Here is a 16,921-nt window from a genome sequence, read left to right on the forward strand (position 1 = left end):
AAGCACCGAGGCGCGGGTTGGGACATGCTCCAAGGGAATGAGCAGAGTCCCCACCCCGCCACGCCTGACCCTGGCCTTGAGCTTCACGCTCCTGTTCGCCGCGTGCGCCACCTCGCGGGCGCCCATCGATCAAGGAGGAGCCCGGCAGGGACCCGACACCTCCCATGTCCATCAACGTGGGAATGAATCCGCCAGCGTTCCTCGACAGCTCCAGCAACCTGGCATCAAGCAACAGGTGCTCCAGGAGTCGCTACAGGCGCGGATCCTGCCAGTGGGCATGCGTGAGTTGTCCGAGGGTCGCTGGCTGTTGCTCTTCCCTGCTCGCCCGCCCAATGCCGCTCTGGAGTTGCTGAGCCTGGAGGAGGTGCGCCCCTTCCTCACCATTTTCGCGGCACTGGGGCCTCGCCCTCGGCTGCATCTGTTGGAGTGGCCCGGAGCGAGCAAGATGGGCCAGGGCGCGGCGTCCCCGTGGGAGTCGAAGCTGCGCGAGGAATTCTTCTCCCGCGTCGGCCCCTCGCTGATTCCCCTACCCGAATCCCTGACGTCCAGCCGCCTCTTCCTCGCCCTCCAACTCTCCACCCGCTACATGGGCGAAGGGATCCGCGAGGCCGCCATCGCGCTCTTCACCTCTCCCGCGTTCGTCCTCAGCGTCTGCCTCTCCATCGCGGTGTACTTCGCCGCCTGGTTGGCTCCCGAGCCGTTGTTCTCCAAGGCATTCGCCGCGACCATGACCCTGCGCCTCTCCCTGGCAGTGGGTCTGGCAGAAGAGGGCCATGTCGCTCTGGCCAGCCTTCGCCTGTACCAGGAAGCACAAGCCGCGTCCTCGCCCCAGCAATTGGAGGCGGCCTCCGCACGCTTCGGCAAGTCCATGGGCGGCACATCCCTGCGGGTGCTGGTGACGGTGGCGACCCTCGGAGTGTCCAGGCTCATTCCCCAGGTGCCCGAGAGCGGAATCTGGCGACAACTGCCCCCAGTGACACCCGAAGGGCTCGTCCTCCTGGAGCAATCCGCTGCCACCGCGCAGGCAGCGTCGAATGGCACCCTCATCGTCTCCGGTGTGGCCGCAGGCACCGCCACCTACTCCATCCTCAGCGACGCGCCCAAGCCCTCCACGCGCTACGGCAAACCTCACACCCGAGAGAACCCGACCCACAACGAAGCCATCGAACGGGAATTGGCCTCCCGGGAGGCCGCCGGACATACGAGTCTGAGGAAGGATCGCGTTCAGAGAAACGCGGCGGGCAAGCGCGTCTACGATGATGCCCCCGTGGGGGAGGTTCGTTTCCGGAGACCGGATGCCTCCTCGGTGCGGCCGGATGGCGTGCGGCACAACACCAACTATATCTCCAACCCTCGGGACCTGAAGCGTGAGTTGGAGGCCTTCGACGCCATGAAGCGGGCGGCTCCAGAGGCCATTCACGAATTGTATATGCTCGACGGAACGCTGGTGAGCAGGTACGTCCCCGCCGGTATCGGCGTTCCCTAGAAAGAAGACCAGGACGAGGTATGGCACAGAGGGAAGAGGCCACGCAGTGGCAGAAGGCGCTCATCGAGGCATTCCACGCGGGCGACGAGGCCCGGGCACGAGCCCAGGTAACTCAGTTCGGCGCACGCAAAGCCAAGCCCGTGCTGGAGGCCATGTTGGAGAATCCGGATGCAGCCGTGCGACAGGCCGCGGCATTCGGTCTCAGCGAACTGGGCGGCGCCGCCAGCGTCAAGCTCCTCGAGCACCAGCTAGCCCTGGAGGAAGCACGGGGAAATCATGATGGGGCCGCCGTCGCGGAGGCGATCACCCAGGCGCTGGGACGCATCCAAGGAGCGAGCGCACGAGCGAGCCTCGCACGCAGGCTGGAGCGGTTGATCGCCTCGGACAGGCCAGAGCCCGCTGACTTGAACGATGTGGCCTGTGCCCTGTGGCGCAAACGGCACCCAGAGCTGATTCCCATCGTCCGACAGAGCCTGGAGAAGCTCGCGCATCCAGCTCCCACCGCCCTGCACGGTCTGCTCGTGCTGTTGGAGAAGCCTCCAACAGAACTTCGTCACTGGGCCGCAGATAACACCGTCCCTATCGAACTGAAGGGCGAGGTGCTCACGCTCCTCACTGAGGAGCTACCCGAGACGCTCGTCTCCACCCTGCCCGCGTTCATCTCCTCGGCCGAGTCCCTGATGGACACGGCCGTGAAACACAAAGGCCCCGCCTCGGCCTACTGCGTGGAGTTGTTCTCCCTGCTCCTCCTGAAGCCGGAGCATCTCTTCCCCATGCTCCCGGAGGTTGCCCTCAACAGGTTGCGTGACATGGCCCGGAAATGGGTCGCGGCGACGTCCTCTCTCAAGTGCTCCCTTCAGGCAGCTGTCCTGCTCAAGCACCTGGGCCACCCGGAGGATGCGGCGCTCCTCGAAGCGCACCGGCCAGCCGACCCCACCCTGGCCAAGGTCTTCGATGATGCGGCCCGGGCGCTGCACGGATAACCAGAGGAACCAGAGTTCGAACCGTTCAAGACGTCGTCCATCTACGATGGCACGGCGACCAACCCCCAGTGGCTGGGCGAGGAGCCCGAGGAGTTGCAGTCGCAGATGCAGGCGTGACCTCTCGCCAGGGCGTACGCTACGAGAGGTTGTCGAGCTTCTCGATCTCGCCCTCGGCGACCTCTCGGTACAACGGTACGACTTCCACGGCGAGCACGCCGCGCATCTGGTCGCGAGCCCCATCCAGGTCCCCTCTGTCTCGAAGCTGGTACATCCGGTGGAGTGCATCCACCAATCGATTCGAGCCCTCCGTGATGCGACGCCGGATCTCGTGGAGCAGAGCCGTGCCGTTCTCCACGCAGGAGAGGGCAGCGTCTGCATCTGCCTCGGAGATAGCTACCGTTGGTGCGGTGCGTTTGAGCAGGTCGCGTAAGGCATCGGTCAACTCCAGCACCTCCCCCCGTCGAACGCGGTTGTCGAGCACCCGTATCTCGTGCCAGTCACCTTCACCCTCACCTAGCGTCTCCATGCCAGCATCTCCCTTCACCTGCGGGGCCTACACTTGCGAATGGGCCATTCGTGCTGCCCCTCACAATACCGGAAGCAGTCGTCACATTTGCCAATCCATCCCGCGTTCTGACAGATGACGTAAGTCTTGATGCACCGTTGCTTCCACTCCGGAAGCTCTTCGTTGTTGGCGAAGTCGTCCTCCGTCGCCATGAGAATTGGCGGGTACTCATCAACCTTCGCCCCCGAACGTATCGCCTCCTCTATGTCCGAGGCCGTGGCGCCGCAGGCACCCACGGGGTCGTATGGGTGCTTCTTGATACAACAGGTCATTGTCTGGTCTCCGGGTCGGCAGTCGCTCGGGCTCATGGCAACGGACCCTGCCGAGCACCCCAAAGCGAGCACGCCCCAGAGCACAATCCCCTTGGGAAACCGGATGCAAGCCAAGTATTTCATTCCACGAGGCTAGGGAGTCCGAATGGGGGCTGCCAATCACGCCAAGGGCTCGGCGGATTGGCTGCTTCCAATCAACGCCCCGCTATGAATCGAGCCGCTTCCCACTCTCGCGGAACCAACAGCTCAATGCCCCATCCACCGCGTGGGTGAGCCCGGTGGGGCCGTGCGCGTCGAGGCCGGACGCGCGGGTTCCAGTGCCTTGGGGCCATCCGGCCGCGCCATGCGCACCCGCGTCATCGCCTCCACCAGCGACAGCCCGAGCAGCAGCGCCAGGAACAGCGCCGACACCGGAAACACCACCCGCCTCGCCCCCGGCTGCTCCACCAGGTGCATGAAGAACATCGCCACCAGCGCCGTCTTCCCCAGGGCGATCCCCAGCGCCACCGGCAGCGACCAGTGCCCCAGGTGCCCCCGCGTCCCCAACAGCCACGTCGCCACCGTCAGCACCACCAGCACGCCCCATATCCCCACGTAACCCCAGACGCTCTTCCTCCCGTGCTCCGCCATGGTGCCCTCCCCTCACTCCACCAGGTACAGCAGCGGATAGATGAACAGCCAGAACACATCCACGAGGTGCCAGTACAACCCGCCCACCTCCACCGGCACGTGGTACTCGGCCGTGTACCTCCCCACCAGCGCCCCCCACACCAGCCACCCCAACACGCTCAACCCCACCAGCATGTGCAGCGCGTGCAGCCCCGTGAGCAGGAAATACAGCGTGAAGAACAGGCTCCCTCCCCGCTCCGGCAGCTCCGTCAGCCGGTAGTACTCCCCGGGCAGCGCGCCCTCCGTCCAGTGCTTCCAGTACTCCCAGCCCTTGATGACGAGGAACCCCAGTCCCAGGCCCATCGCCGCCAGCAGCGCCACTCCCATCCAGAACGCCTTCCCGTTCCGGATGAAGTGCACCGCCAACGCCACGCACAGACTGCTCGTCACCAGCAGCAGCGTCTGCACCGTGGCCCACCCCGTCGCCAGGTGGTGGCTCGCCTCGATGAAGACCTCCGGGTAGTAATAGCGATACACCGCGTACCCGACGAACAGGTTCGCGAAGAGCAGCACCTCCGAGCCCAGGAAGATCCACATCCCCAGCTGCGCCGCCTGGCTCTGGTTCTCCCGGCTCCCGAAGTACTCCCGCCAGGGTGTCGTCTCAGAAGACATGCGGGGCCTCGGACACGGTGTAGTCGTGGACCTCGCGCTCGAAGCGCGGCGGCTCGCGGAAGTTGTGCGGCCCGGGCGGCGAGGCACTGAACCACTCGTACCCCCGCGAGCCCCAGGGATTCGCCGGACTCTCCTTCCCGTAGCGCAGCGACCACAACAAATAGATGCCAATCAGCCCGAAGCCGAACGCCAGCAGCGACGCGCCCGCCGTGCTCAGCACGTTCAGCCACTGCATCTCGCTCGGGTATTGGTAGTAGCGCCGCGGCATCCCCATGTTCCCCAGCAGGAACTGCGGCAGGAACGTCACGATGAAGCCGAAGATGATGGTGCACGCGGCCACGGACGCCCAGCGCTCGGGGTAGAGCCGTCCGAACATCTTCGGCCACCAGTAGTGCAGCGCCGCCAGGAAGGCCATCAGCACCGAGCCCACCATGATGTAATGGAAATGCGCCACGATGAAGTACGTGTCGTGCCAGTGCACGTCCAGCGACGTGGTCGCCACCGCCACCCCCGTCATCCCCCCGAACGTGAGCAGGAAGATGAAGCCCAGCACGTAGAGCAGCGGCACCTTCAAGTCGATCGCCCCCCCATACATCGTCGCCACCCAGTTGAAGATCTTGATGGCCGTGAAGATGGCCACCAGCATGCTCAACACCCCGAAGATGCCCGAGCCGAACGTGGACTGGCCCGACACGAACATGTGGTGCCCCCACGAGAAGAATCCCACGAAGGCAATCCCAAACGTGGACGCGGCGATCATCCGGTAACCGAAGATGTTCTTGCGGCTGAAGGCACACACCACTTCGGTGATGACGCCCATGGCCGGCAGCACCATGATGTAGACCGCCGGGTGCGAGTAGAACCAGAACATGTGCTGGAAGAGCACCGGATCTCCCCCGCGCGAGGGATCGAAGATGCCCACGCCCGCCACCCGCTCGAGCGCCACCAGCACCAGCACCATCGCGAGCACCGGCGTCGCCACCACCTGGATGACCGACGTGCCGTAGATGGCCCACACGAAGAGCGGAATGCGCGACCAGTGCATCCCCGGCGCCCTCAGCGTGTGCGTCGTGGTGATGAAGTTCAGCCCGGTGATGATGGTGGAGAAGCCGATGATGAACACGCCCAGCAGGATGGGTGTCACCGCCGTGGGCGACGTCGTGCTGTAGGGCGTGTAGAACGTCCACCCCGTGTCCGCCCCGCTCCACACCATGCCGAACAGCGTCAGCGCCGCCCCCGCCGCGTAGATGTACACCGACGCCAGGTTGAGCCTCGGAAACGCCACCTCCTTGGCCCCCAGCATCAGCGGCAGCACGAAGTTGCCGAACGCCGAGGGAATCGCCGGAATCATGAACAGCCACACCATCGTCACCCCGTGCAGGGTGAACACCCGGTTGTAGGTCATCGGGCCCATGATCGTCGGCCCGGGCGTGAGCAGCTCAATCCGCAGCAGCATCGCGAACACGCCGCCGAGCAGCAGCGCGAAGAGGACCAGCACCAGGAACATCACGCCAATCCGCTTGTGATCGCGCGTGAGCAGCCACGAGCGCACCGTCGTCTCGTGGTTGAGATAATCGGGCTCGGCCAGGCTACCTGCCGTCGATGGGTTCATACACGGGCCCTCCCGTCCCGATGCCGTCCCGCCGCGCCCCGCGCAGCGTCCGGATGTACTCGATGAGCGCCGCCACCTCCGCCGCCTCCAACTGCCCCTGGTACGACGGCATCACCAGCGCGTAGCCCTCCACCTGCTTCACCTGCGGCTTCATCATCGACTCGGTGAGGTACGCCTCGTCCGCCACCACCGTCCCGCCCCCCTCCAGCCGCTCCTCGCGCCGGTACAACCCCCACCACGTCGGCCCGATGTGCGGCGTGCCATCCACCGTGTGGCACCTCAAACACCCCTTCTCGGCCGCCACCCGCTCGCCCCGCTCCGCCAGCGTGCCCCGCTCCGCCGTCATCAACTCCCCATGCGGCGCCTCCGCCGAGTACTCCATCGCCAGCCGCGCGGGGACGAGCGGCTCCTCGCGCTCGGGCGCCCCAGGCGTCGCGTCCCGCCGCGCCACCGGGCCCCCGCTCTGCTCGCGCAGCCACGCCGCGTAGTCCTCCGGCGAGAGCGCCACGACCTCGGCCCACATCTCCGAGTGCTTCAGTCCGCAGTACTCCGCGCACATCACCCGGTAGCGGCCCGGCCGCGTCACCTCGAACCAGGTCTGGGTATAGGCCCCGGGCAGCGCGTCCTGCTTCACCCGGAACGCCGGCACGTAGAAGGAATGGATGACGTCCCGGCTGGTGAGCAGCAGCCGCACCGGCCGGCCCACCGGCACCCGCAGCACCCCAATGGAGTTGGGGCCCTCGGGATAGGTGAACTTCCACATCCACTGCTTGGCCACCACGTAGACGTCCATCGCCTCGGGCGGCGGTGTCTGCATGCGCACGAAGTCGTGGTAGCCGATGAAGAACCACGCGAGGAACACCGTGAGCGGCGCGCCCACGAAGAGCACCTCCCAGAAGAGCGACGTCTGCACCTTGCGCGTCGCCTGCGACTCCGAGCGCCGCCGGTAGCGGATGAGGAAGATCCCCGCCACCCCGAAGATGAGCGTGGCCATGAACATCGCCGTGCTCAGGATGACGTAGTGCAGGTGATCCACGTCCCGGGCGAACGTGGACGCCTGCTCCGGCAGGAAGAGCACCTGACGGAAGAACTCGTTCAACGTTCCGCCGTTGCCCGCGTCCACCACGCCCCCCACGTCCTCGCCCCCCGGCATCATGGGCTGCCTCCGTCGCGCCGCGCGCCGCCCACCACGCGCTCGATGCCCCACTCGATGGGCATGCGCACCACCCCCGCGTCCCGATCCACCCAGCCATACCCGTGCAGCCGCTCCTGCTGCGCGTTCGTCTCCTCGTAGGCCCGCGTGTCGAGCGGAAACGGCGCCGTGTTCACCAGGTTGATCTCCGGCTGCTTCAACGCCGCGGGCTCGGACGGGCCCTCGGGGTTGAGGTGCCCCTCGCGCCCCTGGAGCTGCTTCCACGTCACCCACACGAAGGCCGTGAAGATGAGCAGCGTCACCAGCAGCACCGCGCCCACCTGCCAGCCCTTCGTCGCGTCCTGATCGCGCTCGGACGTCTTCCACTCCCGCCGGGACTCGCCGCTCATTCGTCGTACCCCAGGGACTCGAGCAGGTGAGGGTCCCCCACCGGCATCGTGGCGTGCCCCCGCAGCCGCCACAGGGTGAAGGCCACCGCCGCGCCTCCCACGCCCAGCCACGCCGACACGTCCGCCCAGTGCAGCCGCGGCCCCTCGGGGCTCACCACCGGAATCACCAGCCACCACGTGTCCACCGCGTGCGCGCACAACAGCCACACCGCCAGCCCCGCCAGCGCCCGGCCGTGTTGTTTGAAGGGCCGCGACAGGAGCACGAAGAAGGGCAGCACGAAGCGCGAGCCCACCACCGCGAGCGCCACCGGCTCCCACGCCCCCGTCGCGCGCAGCACGTACCAGGGCACCTCGTGCGGCAGGTCGGCGATCCAGATGAGGAAGAACTGGCTGTAGGCCATGTAGGCCCAGAAGATGCTGAAGGCGAGGAGGAACTTGCCCAGGCTCGCCCGGTGCGAGTCATTGACGAGCTCGCCATACAACTGCGGCCCCCGCGCCAGCACCGTCGCCAGCGTCAGCATCGCCAGCGCCCCCACGAAGGCCCCGGAGAACCAATACAAGCCATACACCGTGGACACGAAGAGCGGCTCCAGGGACATGAGCCAGTCCAGCGACGCGAAGGACATGGCCAGCGCCACCCCCGGCAGCGCCCCCGCGCCCAGCCACCACTGCCATCGCGTGAGCCGGGGCTCGCCCGTCTCGTCCTGCCGGCGCGACCAGCGCAACAGCAGCTCGCTCACCGTGCTCCACACCGCGAAGTACAGCACCGCGCGCGCCCCCCAGAAGGGCAGGTTGAGCCACGGGCGCTTGTGCTCGAGCTTCTTCAAGTCCTCCTCGGACAGCGCGGGCGGCGGCCCGAGCCACGGGTAGAGCAGGTGCGCCCCGGCGAGCACGGGCACGAAGAGCAGCGCGAAGAGCGGCAGCGAGGCCGCCATCGTCTCCAGCATGCGGCGCAGCACCACCGGCCAACGCGCTCGCGACGCGTGCCACGCGCCCAGCAGCACCAGCGAGGCCACCGCCAGTCCCGCCCAGTACGCGAAGGCGAACAGGTACGCGAAGAGCGCGCGCCGGGTGTCCACCGCCCACCCCACACCCGTCACCCCGAGCCCCACCCCGCCCACCGCCGCCGCGGCCAGCATGGGCACTCGCCCACCCGTGAAGCGCTCCATCACCTTCATGGCGCGCCCTCCTGGAGCAGCCGCTCCCGCGCCTCGGGCGGCACGTCCCCGAGCCTCGCCCGCTGGCTCTCGCGCAGCGCCCGCATGTAGGCCACCACCGCCCAGCGCTGCACGGGCGTCAGCTTCTCCGCGTAGCCCGGCATCAGCCCATACCCCTCGCTGATCACGGCGTACACGTAGCCATCCGCGTACTCGGGCAAGTCCACCAGCGAGGGCGGCTCGCGCAGCCCCATGTTCCGCGCCACCTGGCTCACCCCGTCCCCGAGCACCCCGTGGCAGGCCGCGCAGTAAATCTCGTAGGAGCCCTGTCCGCCCTCGACGAACTCCCGCGTGAGCGCGAGCGGTATCTCCTCCACGTAGCCCGCGTCCGGGGCCTCGCGGCCGGTGAGGAAGCGCCGGGAGACGCCGCGCCGGCTCCTCGGCACCGTGTCCGGAGGCGGCTCACGCATCGTCCGTCCGTCCGCGAAGAAGGCGTTCTCCCGGAACGGCAGGCCCTTGGGCTGATCCTTCATCCCCGCCCACCCCTGGAAGTCCACCGAGCACCCCCCGAGCACCCCGGCCAGCAAGAGCCCTCCGAGCGCCCGCCTCATGCCGCCTCCTCCACCACCGCCGTGGTGCGCGCCGACAGCTCGCGCAGGTGGCCGAGCAGCACCTCTGTCTGGGCATGCTCGCGCGTGGTGACGCTCACCCAGAAGCCACCGGTGGACGCGCTGCGGAAGGACTCCAGCTCGAAGAGCGGGTGGTGCGGCCGGGGAAAGCGGAAGAGCACCATCAGCCCGAAGAAGAGCGTGAGCGAGGCGAAGAGCACCGTCGTCTCGAAGGTGATGGGAATGAAGGCCGGCCACGAGTGCGGAGGCCGGTTGCCCACGTTGAGGGGCCAGTCCACCGCGTTGGTCCACCACTGCACCCCATAGGCCAGCACCGCCCCGGACAGGCCCGCCAGCAGGGCGAAGGCGCGCAGGGGCGAGGGCTTCAACCCGAGCACCTCGTCCAATCCCTCCACCGGGTAGGGAGAGAAGGCATCCAGCGAGTCCGCCGCGCACCCGCGCTCGCGCAGCGCCGTGAGGGCCCGCTTCGCCTCCGCCCCCGAGCCGAACTCGCCCACCACCCAGTAGCGCATGGCTCAGGCCCCCTTCTCCGCCGTCAGCTCGTGGTGCAGCTCCTTCACCTCGCTGATGGACACGGGCGGGATGAACTTGAGGAAGAGCAGGAAGAGGAAGCCGAAGAAGCACATGGAGCCGCCCAGCAGTGACAGGTCCACCCACGTGGGCGAGTACGTGTGCCAACTGCCCGGCAGGAAGTCGCGCGAGAGCGAGGGCACGATGATGGTGAAGCGCTCGAGCCACATGCCCGCGTCGACGGCCAGCGAGACGAGCCACACCACCGCGAGGTTGCGGCGCAGCCGGGGGAACCAGAAGACGTGGGGCAGCACCACGTTGGCGAACATCTGGAACCAGAACAGGCCCGCCCACGTCCCCGAGCGCTTGAAGGCGGCGGCGGCCATCTCCTTCTCGTCGCCGCTGTACCAGGCGAAGAAGTTCTCCTGGAGGTAGCCGTAGGACACCATCATCCCCGTGGCCAGGAGCAGCTTGCACAGGATGTCCACGTGGCGCTCGGTGATGACGTGGCCGAGCCCCAGCGGGCCACGCGTGGGCAGCAGCAGCGTGAGCACCAGCGCGAGTCCGGAGAAGATGGCGCCCGCCACGAAGTAGGGCGGGAAGATGGTGGAGTGCCAGCCGGGCACCTGGGCGATGGCGAAGTCGAAGCTGACGATGGTGTGCACGCTGAGCACCAGCGGCGTGGCCAGCCCCGCGAGCAGCAGGTACGCCGTGCGCCAGTGGTGCCAGTGCCTCGCCGAGCCCGTCCACCCGAGGGACAACAGCCCGTACCAGAACTGCTGGCGCGGCGTGGTCGCCCGGTCGCGCGCCGTCGCGAGGTCCGGCAGGAGGCCCAGGAACCAGAAGAGCACCGACACGGTGAGGTACGTGGTGATGGCCACCACGTCCCACGGCAGCGAGCTCTTGAACTGCGGCCAGAGGCGCATGGTGCTCGGATAGGGGATGAGCCAGTAGGCCACCCAGGGCCGCCCCAGGTGCAGCAGGGGGAAGAGCCCCGCCTGCACCACGGCGAAGAGCGTCATCGCCTCGGCGAAGCGATTCACCGACGCGCGCCACTTCTGCTGGAAGAGCAACAGGATGGCGGAGATGAGCGTGCCCGCGTGGCCAAAGCCAATCCACCACACGAAGTCGATGATGCCGAAGGCCCACGCCACCGGGATGTTGTTGCCCCACGCCCCAATCCCTTGCACCAGCGTCACGGTAATCGCCGCGAGGAACAGCGCCGTGCCTCCCCCCGTTAGGCCAAGCAGCATCCACCAGCCCCGTCCCGCCGTGCCATACGTGGGCCGCAGGAGGGACTCGGTGAGGCGCTCGGGGCTCTGGCTCCCCTGGATGAGCGGCGCGGGGGCGAGCACCTCGCGCGGGGGCGTGGCGGGTGGCTCAGCCATGCTCCAGCTCCGGGTTGGGGTTGGTGATGCGCGCCAGGTAGGCGGTGCGTGGGCGGGTGCCCAGCTCGTGCAGCACCGCGTAGTGCCGCGCGTCCCGGTGCCGCCGCGCCACCTCCGACTCCCGCTCGTGCAGCGAGCCGAAGACGATGGCCTCGGTGGGGCACACCTGCGCGCACGCGGACTGGAGCGCCTGGGTGTCGATGGGCTTCTGCACCTTGCGCGCCTCGATGCGGGCCCGCTCAATCCGTTGCACGCAGTACGTGCACTTCTCCATGACGCCGCGCGAGCGCACCGTGACGTCCGGGTTGAGCCCCAGCTTCTCCACCTCCGTCACCTTCGGGCGGTACTCCAGGTAGTTGAAGCGGCGGACCTTGTATGGGCAGTTGTTGGAGCAGTACCGCGTGCCGACGCAGCGGTTGTAGACCATCTGGTTGAGGCCCTCGTCCGAGTGCACGGTGGCGTTCACCGGGCACACGTACTCGCACGGCGCCGCCTCGCAGTGCTGGCACATCATCGGCTGCGGCAGGGCGCGCGGAGAGGCGGGCGAGCCCTCGAAGTAGCGATCCACCCGCAGCCAGTGCATCTCCCGCCCCCGCGCCACCTGCTCGCGCCCCACCACCGGGATGTTGTTCTCCGCCTGGCACGCCACCACGCACGCCCCACAGCCGATGCACCGGTTCAGGTCCACCGCCATCGCCCACTGGTAGGGCTCGGTGTACTTGAACGGGTCGTACAGCTTCGCCACGTCTCCCTTGAGGTGCTTGAGGTACTCGGGCTTCTTCTTCTCGAAGGTGCCGAGCGTGTCCTGGAGCGCCACCTCCCGGCCCTCCATGGACCAGTGCTCCTGCACCGTCACGCACCCGCCCTCGCCCTCTCCTGGCTCCACCTGGAGCCCCCCCGTGAACCACGGCGCGTCCACGTGCCGCAGCAGCGAGGCATCCACTTCCAGCACCTCGTGCTCCGGCGCCGGGCCCTCGCGGCCCCAGCCCAGCTCCAGCGTCACCGTGTCGTCCGCGTGCCCCGGCAGCACGAACACCGGCGCCTCCAGCTGGCGGCCTCGCAGCACCAGCCGCACCGTGCCTCTCGGCGGAAGCTTCAGGCGCTCGGCCGTGGCCGGGCTCACCAGCGCCGCGTTGCCCCACGCCAGCATCGTCAGCGGATCCGGCATCTCCTGCAGCCAGGGGTTGGCGAAGAAGCGCCCGTCCTGGACCTTGTAGCCCGGCACCAGGTTCAGCTCGAGTCCCTCGGACGGCGCGCCCGCGAAGGCCCGTACGGCCGTCTCCACCGCGCCCGCGTCCACCGTCACCCCGAGCGCGGGCCGCGCCGTGTCCGGCACCGTGCCCACCGCCAGCGCCTGATCCCACGCCTCGTCGAAGGCCCCCCCCGGCCCTCCCCGCTCCCGCTCCCAGTGGCCCCGCACGAGCTGGTACGCCGTCCGCTCCGCCACTCCCGCGAAGGGCGCGAGCACATCCAGCTCCGTGAGCCCCTGGAAGAGCGGCTGGATGAGCGGCTGGATGATGCTCACCGTGCCATCCACCGCCCGCGCATCACCCCAGGACTCCAGCACGTGCGCCGCCGGGAGCACCCACGCGCACCGCTTCGCCGTGGCGTCCGCGCGGTACGCCCACGCCACCGCGTTCGGCACCTTCTCGAGCGCCGCCCCCAGCGTCACCCCCACCGGCGCCGTGGACACGGGGTCGAACGCCGTCACCACCAGCGTGTCCACCCGGCCCGCGAGCGCCGCTTCCGTGAGCACGCGCGGCACATCCAGCCCACTCGGGCCCGGCTCCACCCCGGGCTCCTGGTAGGTGACGAGCCGCCCCGCGCTGCCCAGGCGCGCGTTGAGCAGGTGGGCCAGCGCATGCACCCGCGGCGGCTGCCTCGGGCCCACCACCACCGCCGCGCGCTCTCCCGCTCGCACGAGGTCCTCCGCCACCGCGCGCACCTCGCGCGCCCGCTCCGGCCAGGGGGCGAGGCCTTCCCGGAAGCGCTCGAGCCTCGGCAGCCGTTGGGCCAGCGCCCCCAGCACCGCCACGGCGAAGCGCTCCACCTCCGAGGGCTTCATGCGCAGCCGGTGGTCCGCGTTCATCCCCGTCACGCTGAAGTGGCTCTCCGCCACGTACAGCCGGCCCATGCTCCCGCGCTCGGGGGTGCGCGAGCGGGCGTACTCCCGCGCCTCGCGCAGGCTCGCCGGGCCCTGCACGAGGAAGTCCGCGTCCAGCGACAACACCACCCGCGCCTCGTCGTGGCGCACGAGCGTCTCCACCGGGCGGCCGAAGGCCAGCCGCGCCCCCTCGTACACGTTGTCCCGTGAGAGCGCGTGGTACGTCTCCACGCGCGCCTTGGGAAAGCGCTGGCGGATGCGCTCCACCAGCTCGCGCCGCGTGGGCGAGGCCGAGGGCTCGAGCAACAGCCACAGCCCCTCACCGCCCACCGCCTCCAGGCGGCGCGCGTGCTCCGTCTGCGCGTCCTGGTAGGCCTTGAAGGAGCTCGGCGCGCCCCGGTGCGTCACGCCCCGCGTGCGAGACGGGTCATAGAGGTCCACGAGCAGCGCCTGGGCGTGGGGGTGGGTGGCGCCGAGGCTCGCCGGGTGGTCCGGGTTGCCCTCCACCTTGGTGGGCCGGCCCTCCCAGCTCGTCACCACGAGGCCCGCGGCGTAGCCCTCGGGGGCCCAGGCGGTGGCGTAGGCGTTGGGCACGCCGGGCGTCACGTCCGGGGGCTGCACGGTGTACGGCATCACCTTCTCCGCCGGCCGCTTGCACGCCGCCAGCCCCGCGAGCGCCGCCACCGTCCCCGCGAGTTGGAGGAAGCGGCGCCGCTCGAGTCCCTGGGGGGGCTCGGTCGCGCCCGGGGGGAACTCCCGAGAGGCGGCGCGCTCCCCCTCGGGCGAGCGGTGCAGCTCTTCCAGACTGCGCCAGGCGCGGGGCCGGGGCGAGTCCTGGAGGACGGGCAGCGCGTAGCGGTCGATCAGCGATGGCATGTCGTGCAGTCCGTTCGGGGGTGGACGTCGAGGCGGCGCACCAGTTCCTCGGGGGAGGGGTCCTCTGGGCGGCGCTCCCAGCGCATCGAGGTGAGGGCCGACAGCGGGCGCAGGTGGGGGGCGGGGTCGCGATGGCACTCCAGACACCAGCCCATGGAGAGCGGATGGGCCTGGGTGATGGAGGGCATTAAGTCCACGCGGCCGTGGCAGGTGACACAGCCCACGCCCTTGCGCACGTGGATGGAGTGGTTGAAGTAGACGAAGTCCGGCAGGTCATGCACCCGGCGCCAGGGAATGGGGCGGTCGGCGAAGAAGGCCTGACGCACGGGCTCCAGGAGCGGGCTCTGGTTCCAGACCTGCGCGTGGCAGTTGAGACAGGTGGACACCGAGGGATAGCCGGCGCTCGGAGAAGCTTCGACGGTGTTGTGGCAATAACGACAGTCGATGGCCTCGTCGCCCGCGTGGTGGCGGTGATCGAACTGGACCGGCTGTGGCACGGGCTGGCGCATGTTCTGCGCGAGCGGGCTCCGGGCATAGAGCCACAGCGTGCCGACTCCGAGTACCGGCGTGGCCAACAGGCCCAGCGCCGCTACTCGGGCCACGGTATTCGCTCGAGGCGTGAAGATCCAGGCCATAAGGACGAGCCGTGGACCCTAGAGAGACTCGACAGGGGCGACAATCACGCTCGGGTCGCAGACCGCGCGAATGGGCCGCAAGCGTCTGGAATTGAGCGGCGGGAGTGATGCAATCCGCCGCGCCCCTGTACCGCCGACCCATGCGTCTGTGTGCTGAGTGTCACCGGCAAGACAGGGACACCGGAGCCACGGGCCGTGACGTCAGTCGAGGAATGGAGTTGGACATGCACCAAATGGGCGAGATGACCCCGGCAGCACACGCGAGGAGTACACGCCATGCACCCGATGCGAGACCTCACGCGACGACGGCACTTCGTTTCCCGAACCGTCAATTCGGCGCGGTCTTCATGGCCCTGGCCGTGGCCGTGCTATCCGAAGGGTGTGCCACGGGCGCTCCGCGCGGGAGCCTGACAAGCGGTGCAGGTCTCCGCTCTCGGACCACCTCGCTCCGCCATGACCCTGGACCGCGGCAGCCCGCTGCCAATCCCTCTCCCGGAGAGGCGGCGGGAGGCTCCGGCGAACTCTCCGAAGACATGGCGGACGCGTTCCAGGTGGTGCAGGAGGCCAGCGGCCTTGGAGAAGAGGCCCGGCATCCGGCGGGCGCGGCGCTCTACCAGGAGCAGGCGCGCCAGCTTCTGAACCGGTTGGCGAAGATGCCGGTAACGCAGAAGAACTTCGCCCCGAGCCGGGTGCTGTATTGGCTGCTGCGCGAGGTGCTCGCGGGCGGCGAGCGTGTGGAGTACGCCGATTTGAAGTGGCGTGCCGAGCGATTCTGGTTCCTGGTGTTGGTGCGCCCGGACGGCTACCTCGTGGCCGCGCTCACTGGCACGCCCCTCCAGCGCATGGGGCCGCTCCGACTCGTGGAAGGCCAGTGGTGGGTGGGGCGCCTCGTGGTGGGCGACTTCTACTTCTCGCGCGGGGGTGTCTTCTACCCGGTCACCGAAGCACTGAGGCGGGCGAACGGTCCGCCCCTGACCGAGTTGGGATTGGGGAGAGATCCACTCAACGCCGCGCTGGATGGGGCCCAGGATGCGCTGGGAGAGATGGCGATGGCGCTCGCGCATTCCATCCTCCACCCCATCCGTACCGTGGAGGATCTCGCGCAACTGCCCACCACGGTGGCCCACCTCATCGTCTCCTCGCCCGAGTACTTCGCACGCTATGGCGCCATGTCCCGGGAAGACCAGATTCGCGAGGCAGCGCGCCTGTCCACGCACATCCTGATGATGCTCGGAGGTGCGGAGGCCACCCTGGGACGAATGAGTGGATTAGGGGCCGGACTGCCGACATTTTCACTCACGGCCAGGGGTGAGTGGGTATTGGGCGGAGCCATCGTGACAGGAGGCGCCGCGACCGCCGTGGGCGTGAACCTCGAGGCCCTCTCCATCCTCCACATGGCGGGCAGAGGCCCGGGGAAGCCCAGCGGCGCGAGCGGCAAGGCGGGGACATCCTCCAAGACGGCTTCGGCGAAGGGACCCGGCAAGTGGACGTACAAGAAGCCCACCACCAAATCCAAGGACGCCCTGGACTACCAGGAGCAGGTGACGGGACGGCCCGCTTGGTGGGTGTACAAGATTGGGGAAGTGGAGTTCGACGGCATCAAGGCCAAGGAATTATTGGAGGCCAAGGGCCCCGGCTATTGCTCCTTCTTCAACGCGGATGGCACGCCCAAGTACTGGTACAGGCAATCCGGCAAGTTCAACGAGATGATGAAGCAAGCCGAGGCGCAATCGCAGGTTGCCAAAGACTGGGGGCTACCGCTGGTCTGGCATGTCGCCGATGCCAACGTCGCGAAGTTCCTTCGCGAGATGTTCGAGGATGAAGGGTGGAACAACATCACCGTCCGGCATACTCGGCCCGAGTGGTAGAGAAGGAGCACGC

At 68.4% G+C, this 16,921-nt stretch carries 15 protein-coding genes; 3 read left to right on the top strand and 12 right to left on the bottom strand.

Translation table 11 applies throughout. The annotated features are described in order from the left end of the window. The first annotated feature begins 37 nt into the window (after positions 1 to 37). Entirely contained in the window at positions 38 to 1,486 is a 1,449-nt protein-coding gene (locus tag F0U63_RS48280; RefSeq protein WP_395842191.1) for a hypothetical protein, read from the top strand. Between the two features lie 20 nt (positions 1,487 to 1,506). Then, the gene (locus F0U63_RS48285) at positions 1,507 to 2,469 is read left to right on the top strand and encodes a HEAT repeat domain-containing protein (RefSeq protein WP_395842193.1); all 963 of its coding nucleotides are present in this window, start codon (positions 1,507 to 1,509) and stop codon (positions 2,467 to 2,469) included. A gap of 136 nt (positions 2,470 to 2,605) precedes the next feature. On the opposite strand, the gene F0U63_RS48290 is transcribed toward F0U63_RS48285, so the two are convergent. The 12 genes from F0U63_RS48290 to F0U63_RS48345 all read right to left on the bottom strand — a co-directional run bounded on the left by F0U63_RS48290 (position 2,606) and on the right by F0U63_RS48345 (position 15,040). After that, positions 2,606 to 2,995, bottom strand: coding sequence for a DUSAM domain-containing protein (locus tag F0U63_RS48290; protein ID WP_395842195.1), 390 nt, complete (start codon positions 2,993 to 2,995; stop codon positions 2,606 to 2,608). Positions 2,996 to 3,552: 557 nt separating this feature from the next. Continuing rightward, positions 3,553 to 3,936 (bottom strand): cytochrome C oxidase subunit IV family protein, encoded by a 384-nt coding sequence (locus F0U63_RS48295; protein ID WP_395842197.1) that lies wholly within the window; start codon positions 3,934 to 3,936, stop codon positions 3,553 to 3,555. Positions 3,937 to 3,948: 12 nt separating this feature from the next. Further along, positions 3,949 to 4,587 (bottom strand): cytochrome c oxidase subunit 3 family protein, encoded by a 639-nt coding sequence (locus tag F0U63_RS48300; RefSeq protein ID WP_395842200.1) that lies wholly within the window; start codon positions 4,585 to 4,587, stop codon positions 3,949 to 3,951. Further along, complete coding sequence (locus F0U63_RS48305; protein WP_395842202.1) at positions 4,577 to 6,199, bottom strand: cbb3-type cytochrome c oxidase subunit I; 1,623 nt, start codon at positions 6,197 to 6,199, stop codon at positions 4,577 to 4,579. The genes F0U63_RS48300 and F0U63_RS48305 overlap by 11 nt, the downstream gene beginning before the upstream one ends. Beyond that, positions 6,177 to 7,298, bottom strand: a complete 1,122-nt coding sequence (coxB, locus tag F0U63_RS48310) for a cytochrome c oxidase subunit II (RefSeq protein ID WP_395848544.1) — start codon at positions 7,296 to 7,298, stop codon at positions 6,177 to 6,179. Before coxB ends, F0U63_RS48305 begins: the two co-directional genes overlap by 23 nt. Positions 7,299 to 7,351: 53 nt before the next feature. Then, positions 7,352 to 7,741 (bottom strand): hypothetical protein, encoded by a 390-nt coding sequence (locus F0U63_RS48315; RefSeq protein WP_395842204.1) that lies wholly within the window; start codon positions 7,739 to 7,741, stop codon positions 7,352 to 7,354. Continuing rightward, positions 7,738 to 8,919, bottom strand: coding sequence for a hypothetical protein (locus tag F0U63_RS48320; RefSeq protein ID WP_395842206.1), 1,182 nt, complete (start codon positions 8,917 to 8,919; stop codon positions 7,738 to 7,740). Before F0U63_RS48320 ends, F0U63_RS48315 begins: the two co-directional genes overlap by 4 nt. Further along, positions 8,916 to 9,509, bottom strand: a complete 594-nt coding sequence (locus tag F0U63_RS48325) for a c-type cytochrome (RefSeq protein WP_395842209.1) — start codon at positions 9,507 to 9,509, stop codon at positions 8,916 to 8,918. Before F0U63_RS48325 ends, F0U63_RS48320 begins: the two co-directional genes overlap by 4 nt. Next, positions 9,506 to 10,039 carry a DUF3341 domain-containing protein gene (locus F0U63_RS48330; protein ID WP_395842211.1) on the bottom strand — a complete coding sequence of 178 codons (534 nt, stop codon included), beginning with the start codon at positions 10,037 to 10,039 and terminating at the stop codon, positions 9,506 to 9,508. Before F0U63_RS48330 ends, F0U63_RS48325 begins: the two co-directional genes overlap by 4 nt. Before the next feature lie 3 nt (positions 10,040 to 10,042). Further along, positions 10,043 to 11,425, bottom strand: a complete 1,383-nt coding sequence (gene nrfD / locus F0U63_RS48335; RefSeq protein ID WP_395842214.1) for an NrfD/PsrC family molybdoenzyme membrane anchor subunit — start codon at positions 11,423 to 11,425, stop codon at positions 10,043 to 10,045. After that, the gene (locus tag F0U63_RS48340; RefSeq protein WP_395842216.1) at positions 11,418 to 14,405 is read right to left on the bottom strand and encodes a TAT-variant-translocated molybdopterin oxidoreductase; all 2,988 of its coding nucleotides are present in this window, start codon (positions 14,403 to 14,405) and stop codon (positions 11,418 to 11,420) included. Before F0U63_RS48340 ends, nrfD begins: the two co-directional genes overlap by 8 nt. After that, positions 14,393 to 15,040 carry a cytochrome c3 family protein gene (locus F0U63_RS48345; RefSeq protein WP_395842219.1) on the bottom strand — a complete coding sequence of 216 codons (648 nt, stop codon included), beginning with the start codon at positions 15,038 to 15,040 and terminating at the stop codon, positions 14,393 to 14,395. Before F0U63_RS48345 ends, F0U63_RS48340 begins: the two co-directional genes overlap by 13 nt. A 533-nt stretch (positions 15,041 to 15,573) precedes the next feature. Between F0U63_RS48345 and F0U63_RS48350 the strand changes: the two genes are divergently transcribed. Next, positions 15,574 to 16,908 (top strand): Tox-REase-5 domain-containing protein, encoded by a 1,335-nt coding sequence (locus tag F0U63_RS48350; protein ID WP_395842222.1) that lies wholly within the window; start codon positions 15,574 to 15,576, stop codon positions 16,906 to 16,908. Positions 16,909 to 16,921: the final 13 nt, after the last annotated feature.

It is taken from the genome of Cystobacter fuscus, assembly GCF_044360685.1.
Classification (GTDB): domain Bacteria; phylum Myxococcota; class Myxococcia; order Myxococcales; family Myxococcaceae; genus Cystobacter; species Cystobacter fuscus_C.

Coding starts and splice junctions, on each gene's coding strand:
- F0U63_RS48280 (WP_395842191.1), top strand. CDS start 38: ATGAGCAGAGTCCCCACCCCGCCACGCCTGACCCTGGCCTTGAGCTTC.
- F0U63_RS48285 (WP_395842193.1), top strand. CDS start 1,507: ATGGCACAGAGGGAAGAGGCCACGCAGTGGCAGAAGGCGCTCATCGAG.
- F0U63_RS48290 (WP_395842195.1), bottom strand. CDS start 2,995: ATGGAGACGCTAGGTGAGGGTGAAGGTGACTGGCACGAGATACGGGTG.
- F0U63_RS48295 (WP_395842197.1), bottom strand. CDS start 3,936: ATGGCGGAGCACGGGAGGAAGAGCGTCTGGGGTTACGTGGGGATATGG.
- F0U63_RS48300 (WP_395842200.1), bottom strand. CDS start 4,587: ATGTCTTCTGAGACGACACCCTGGCGGGAGTACTTCGGGAGCCGGGAG.
- F0U63_RS48305 (WP_395842202.1), bottom strand. CDS start 6,199: ATGAACCCATCGACGGCAGGTAGCCTGGCCGAGCCCGATTATCTCAAC.
- F0U63_RS48315 (WP_395842204.1), bottom strand. CDS start 7,741: ATGAGCGGCGAGTCCCGGCGGGAGTGGAAGACGTCCGAGCGCGATCAG.
- F0U63_RS48320 (WP_395842206.1), bottom strand. CDS start 8,919: ATGAAGGTGATGGAGCGCTTCACGGGTGGGCGAGTGCCCATGCTGGCC.
- F0U63_RS48325 (WP_395842209.1), bottom strand. CDS start 9,509: ATGAGGCGGGCGCTCGGAGGGCTCTTGCTGGCCGGGGTGCTCGGGGGG.
- F0U63_RS48330 (WP_395842211.1), bottom strand. CDS start 10,039: ATGCGCTACTGGGTGGTGGGCGAGTTCGGCTCGGGGGCGGAGGCGAAG.
- nrfD (WP_395842214.1), bottom strand. CDS start 11,425: ATGGCTGAGCCACCCGCCACGCCCCCGCGCGAGGTGCTCGCCCCCGCG.
- F0U63_RS48340 (WP_395842216.1), bottom strand. CDS start 14,405: ATGCCATCGCTGATCGACCGCTACGCGCTGCCCGTCCTCCAGGACTCG.
- F0U63_RS48345 (WP_395842219.1), bottom strand. CDS start 15,040: ATGGCCTGGATCTTCACGCCTCGAGCGAATACCGTGGCCCGAGTAGCG.
- F0U63_RS48350 (WP_395842222.1), top strand. CDS start 15,574: ATGGCGGACGCGTTCCAGGTGGTGCAGGAGGCCAGCGGCCTTGGAGAA.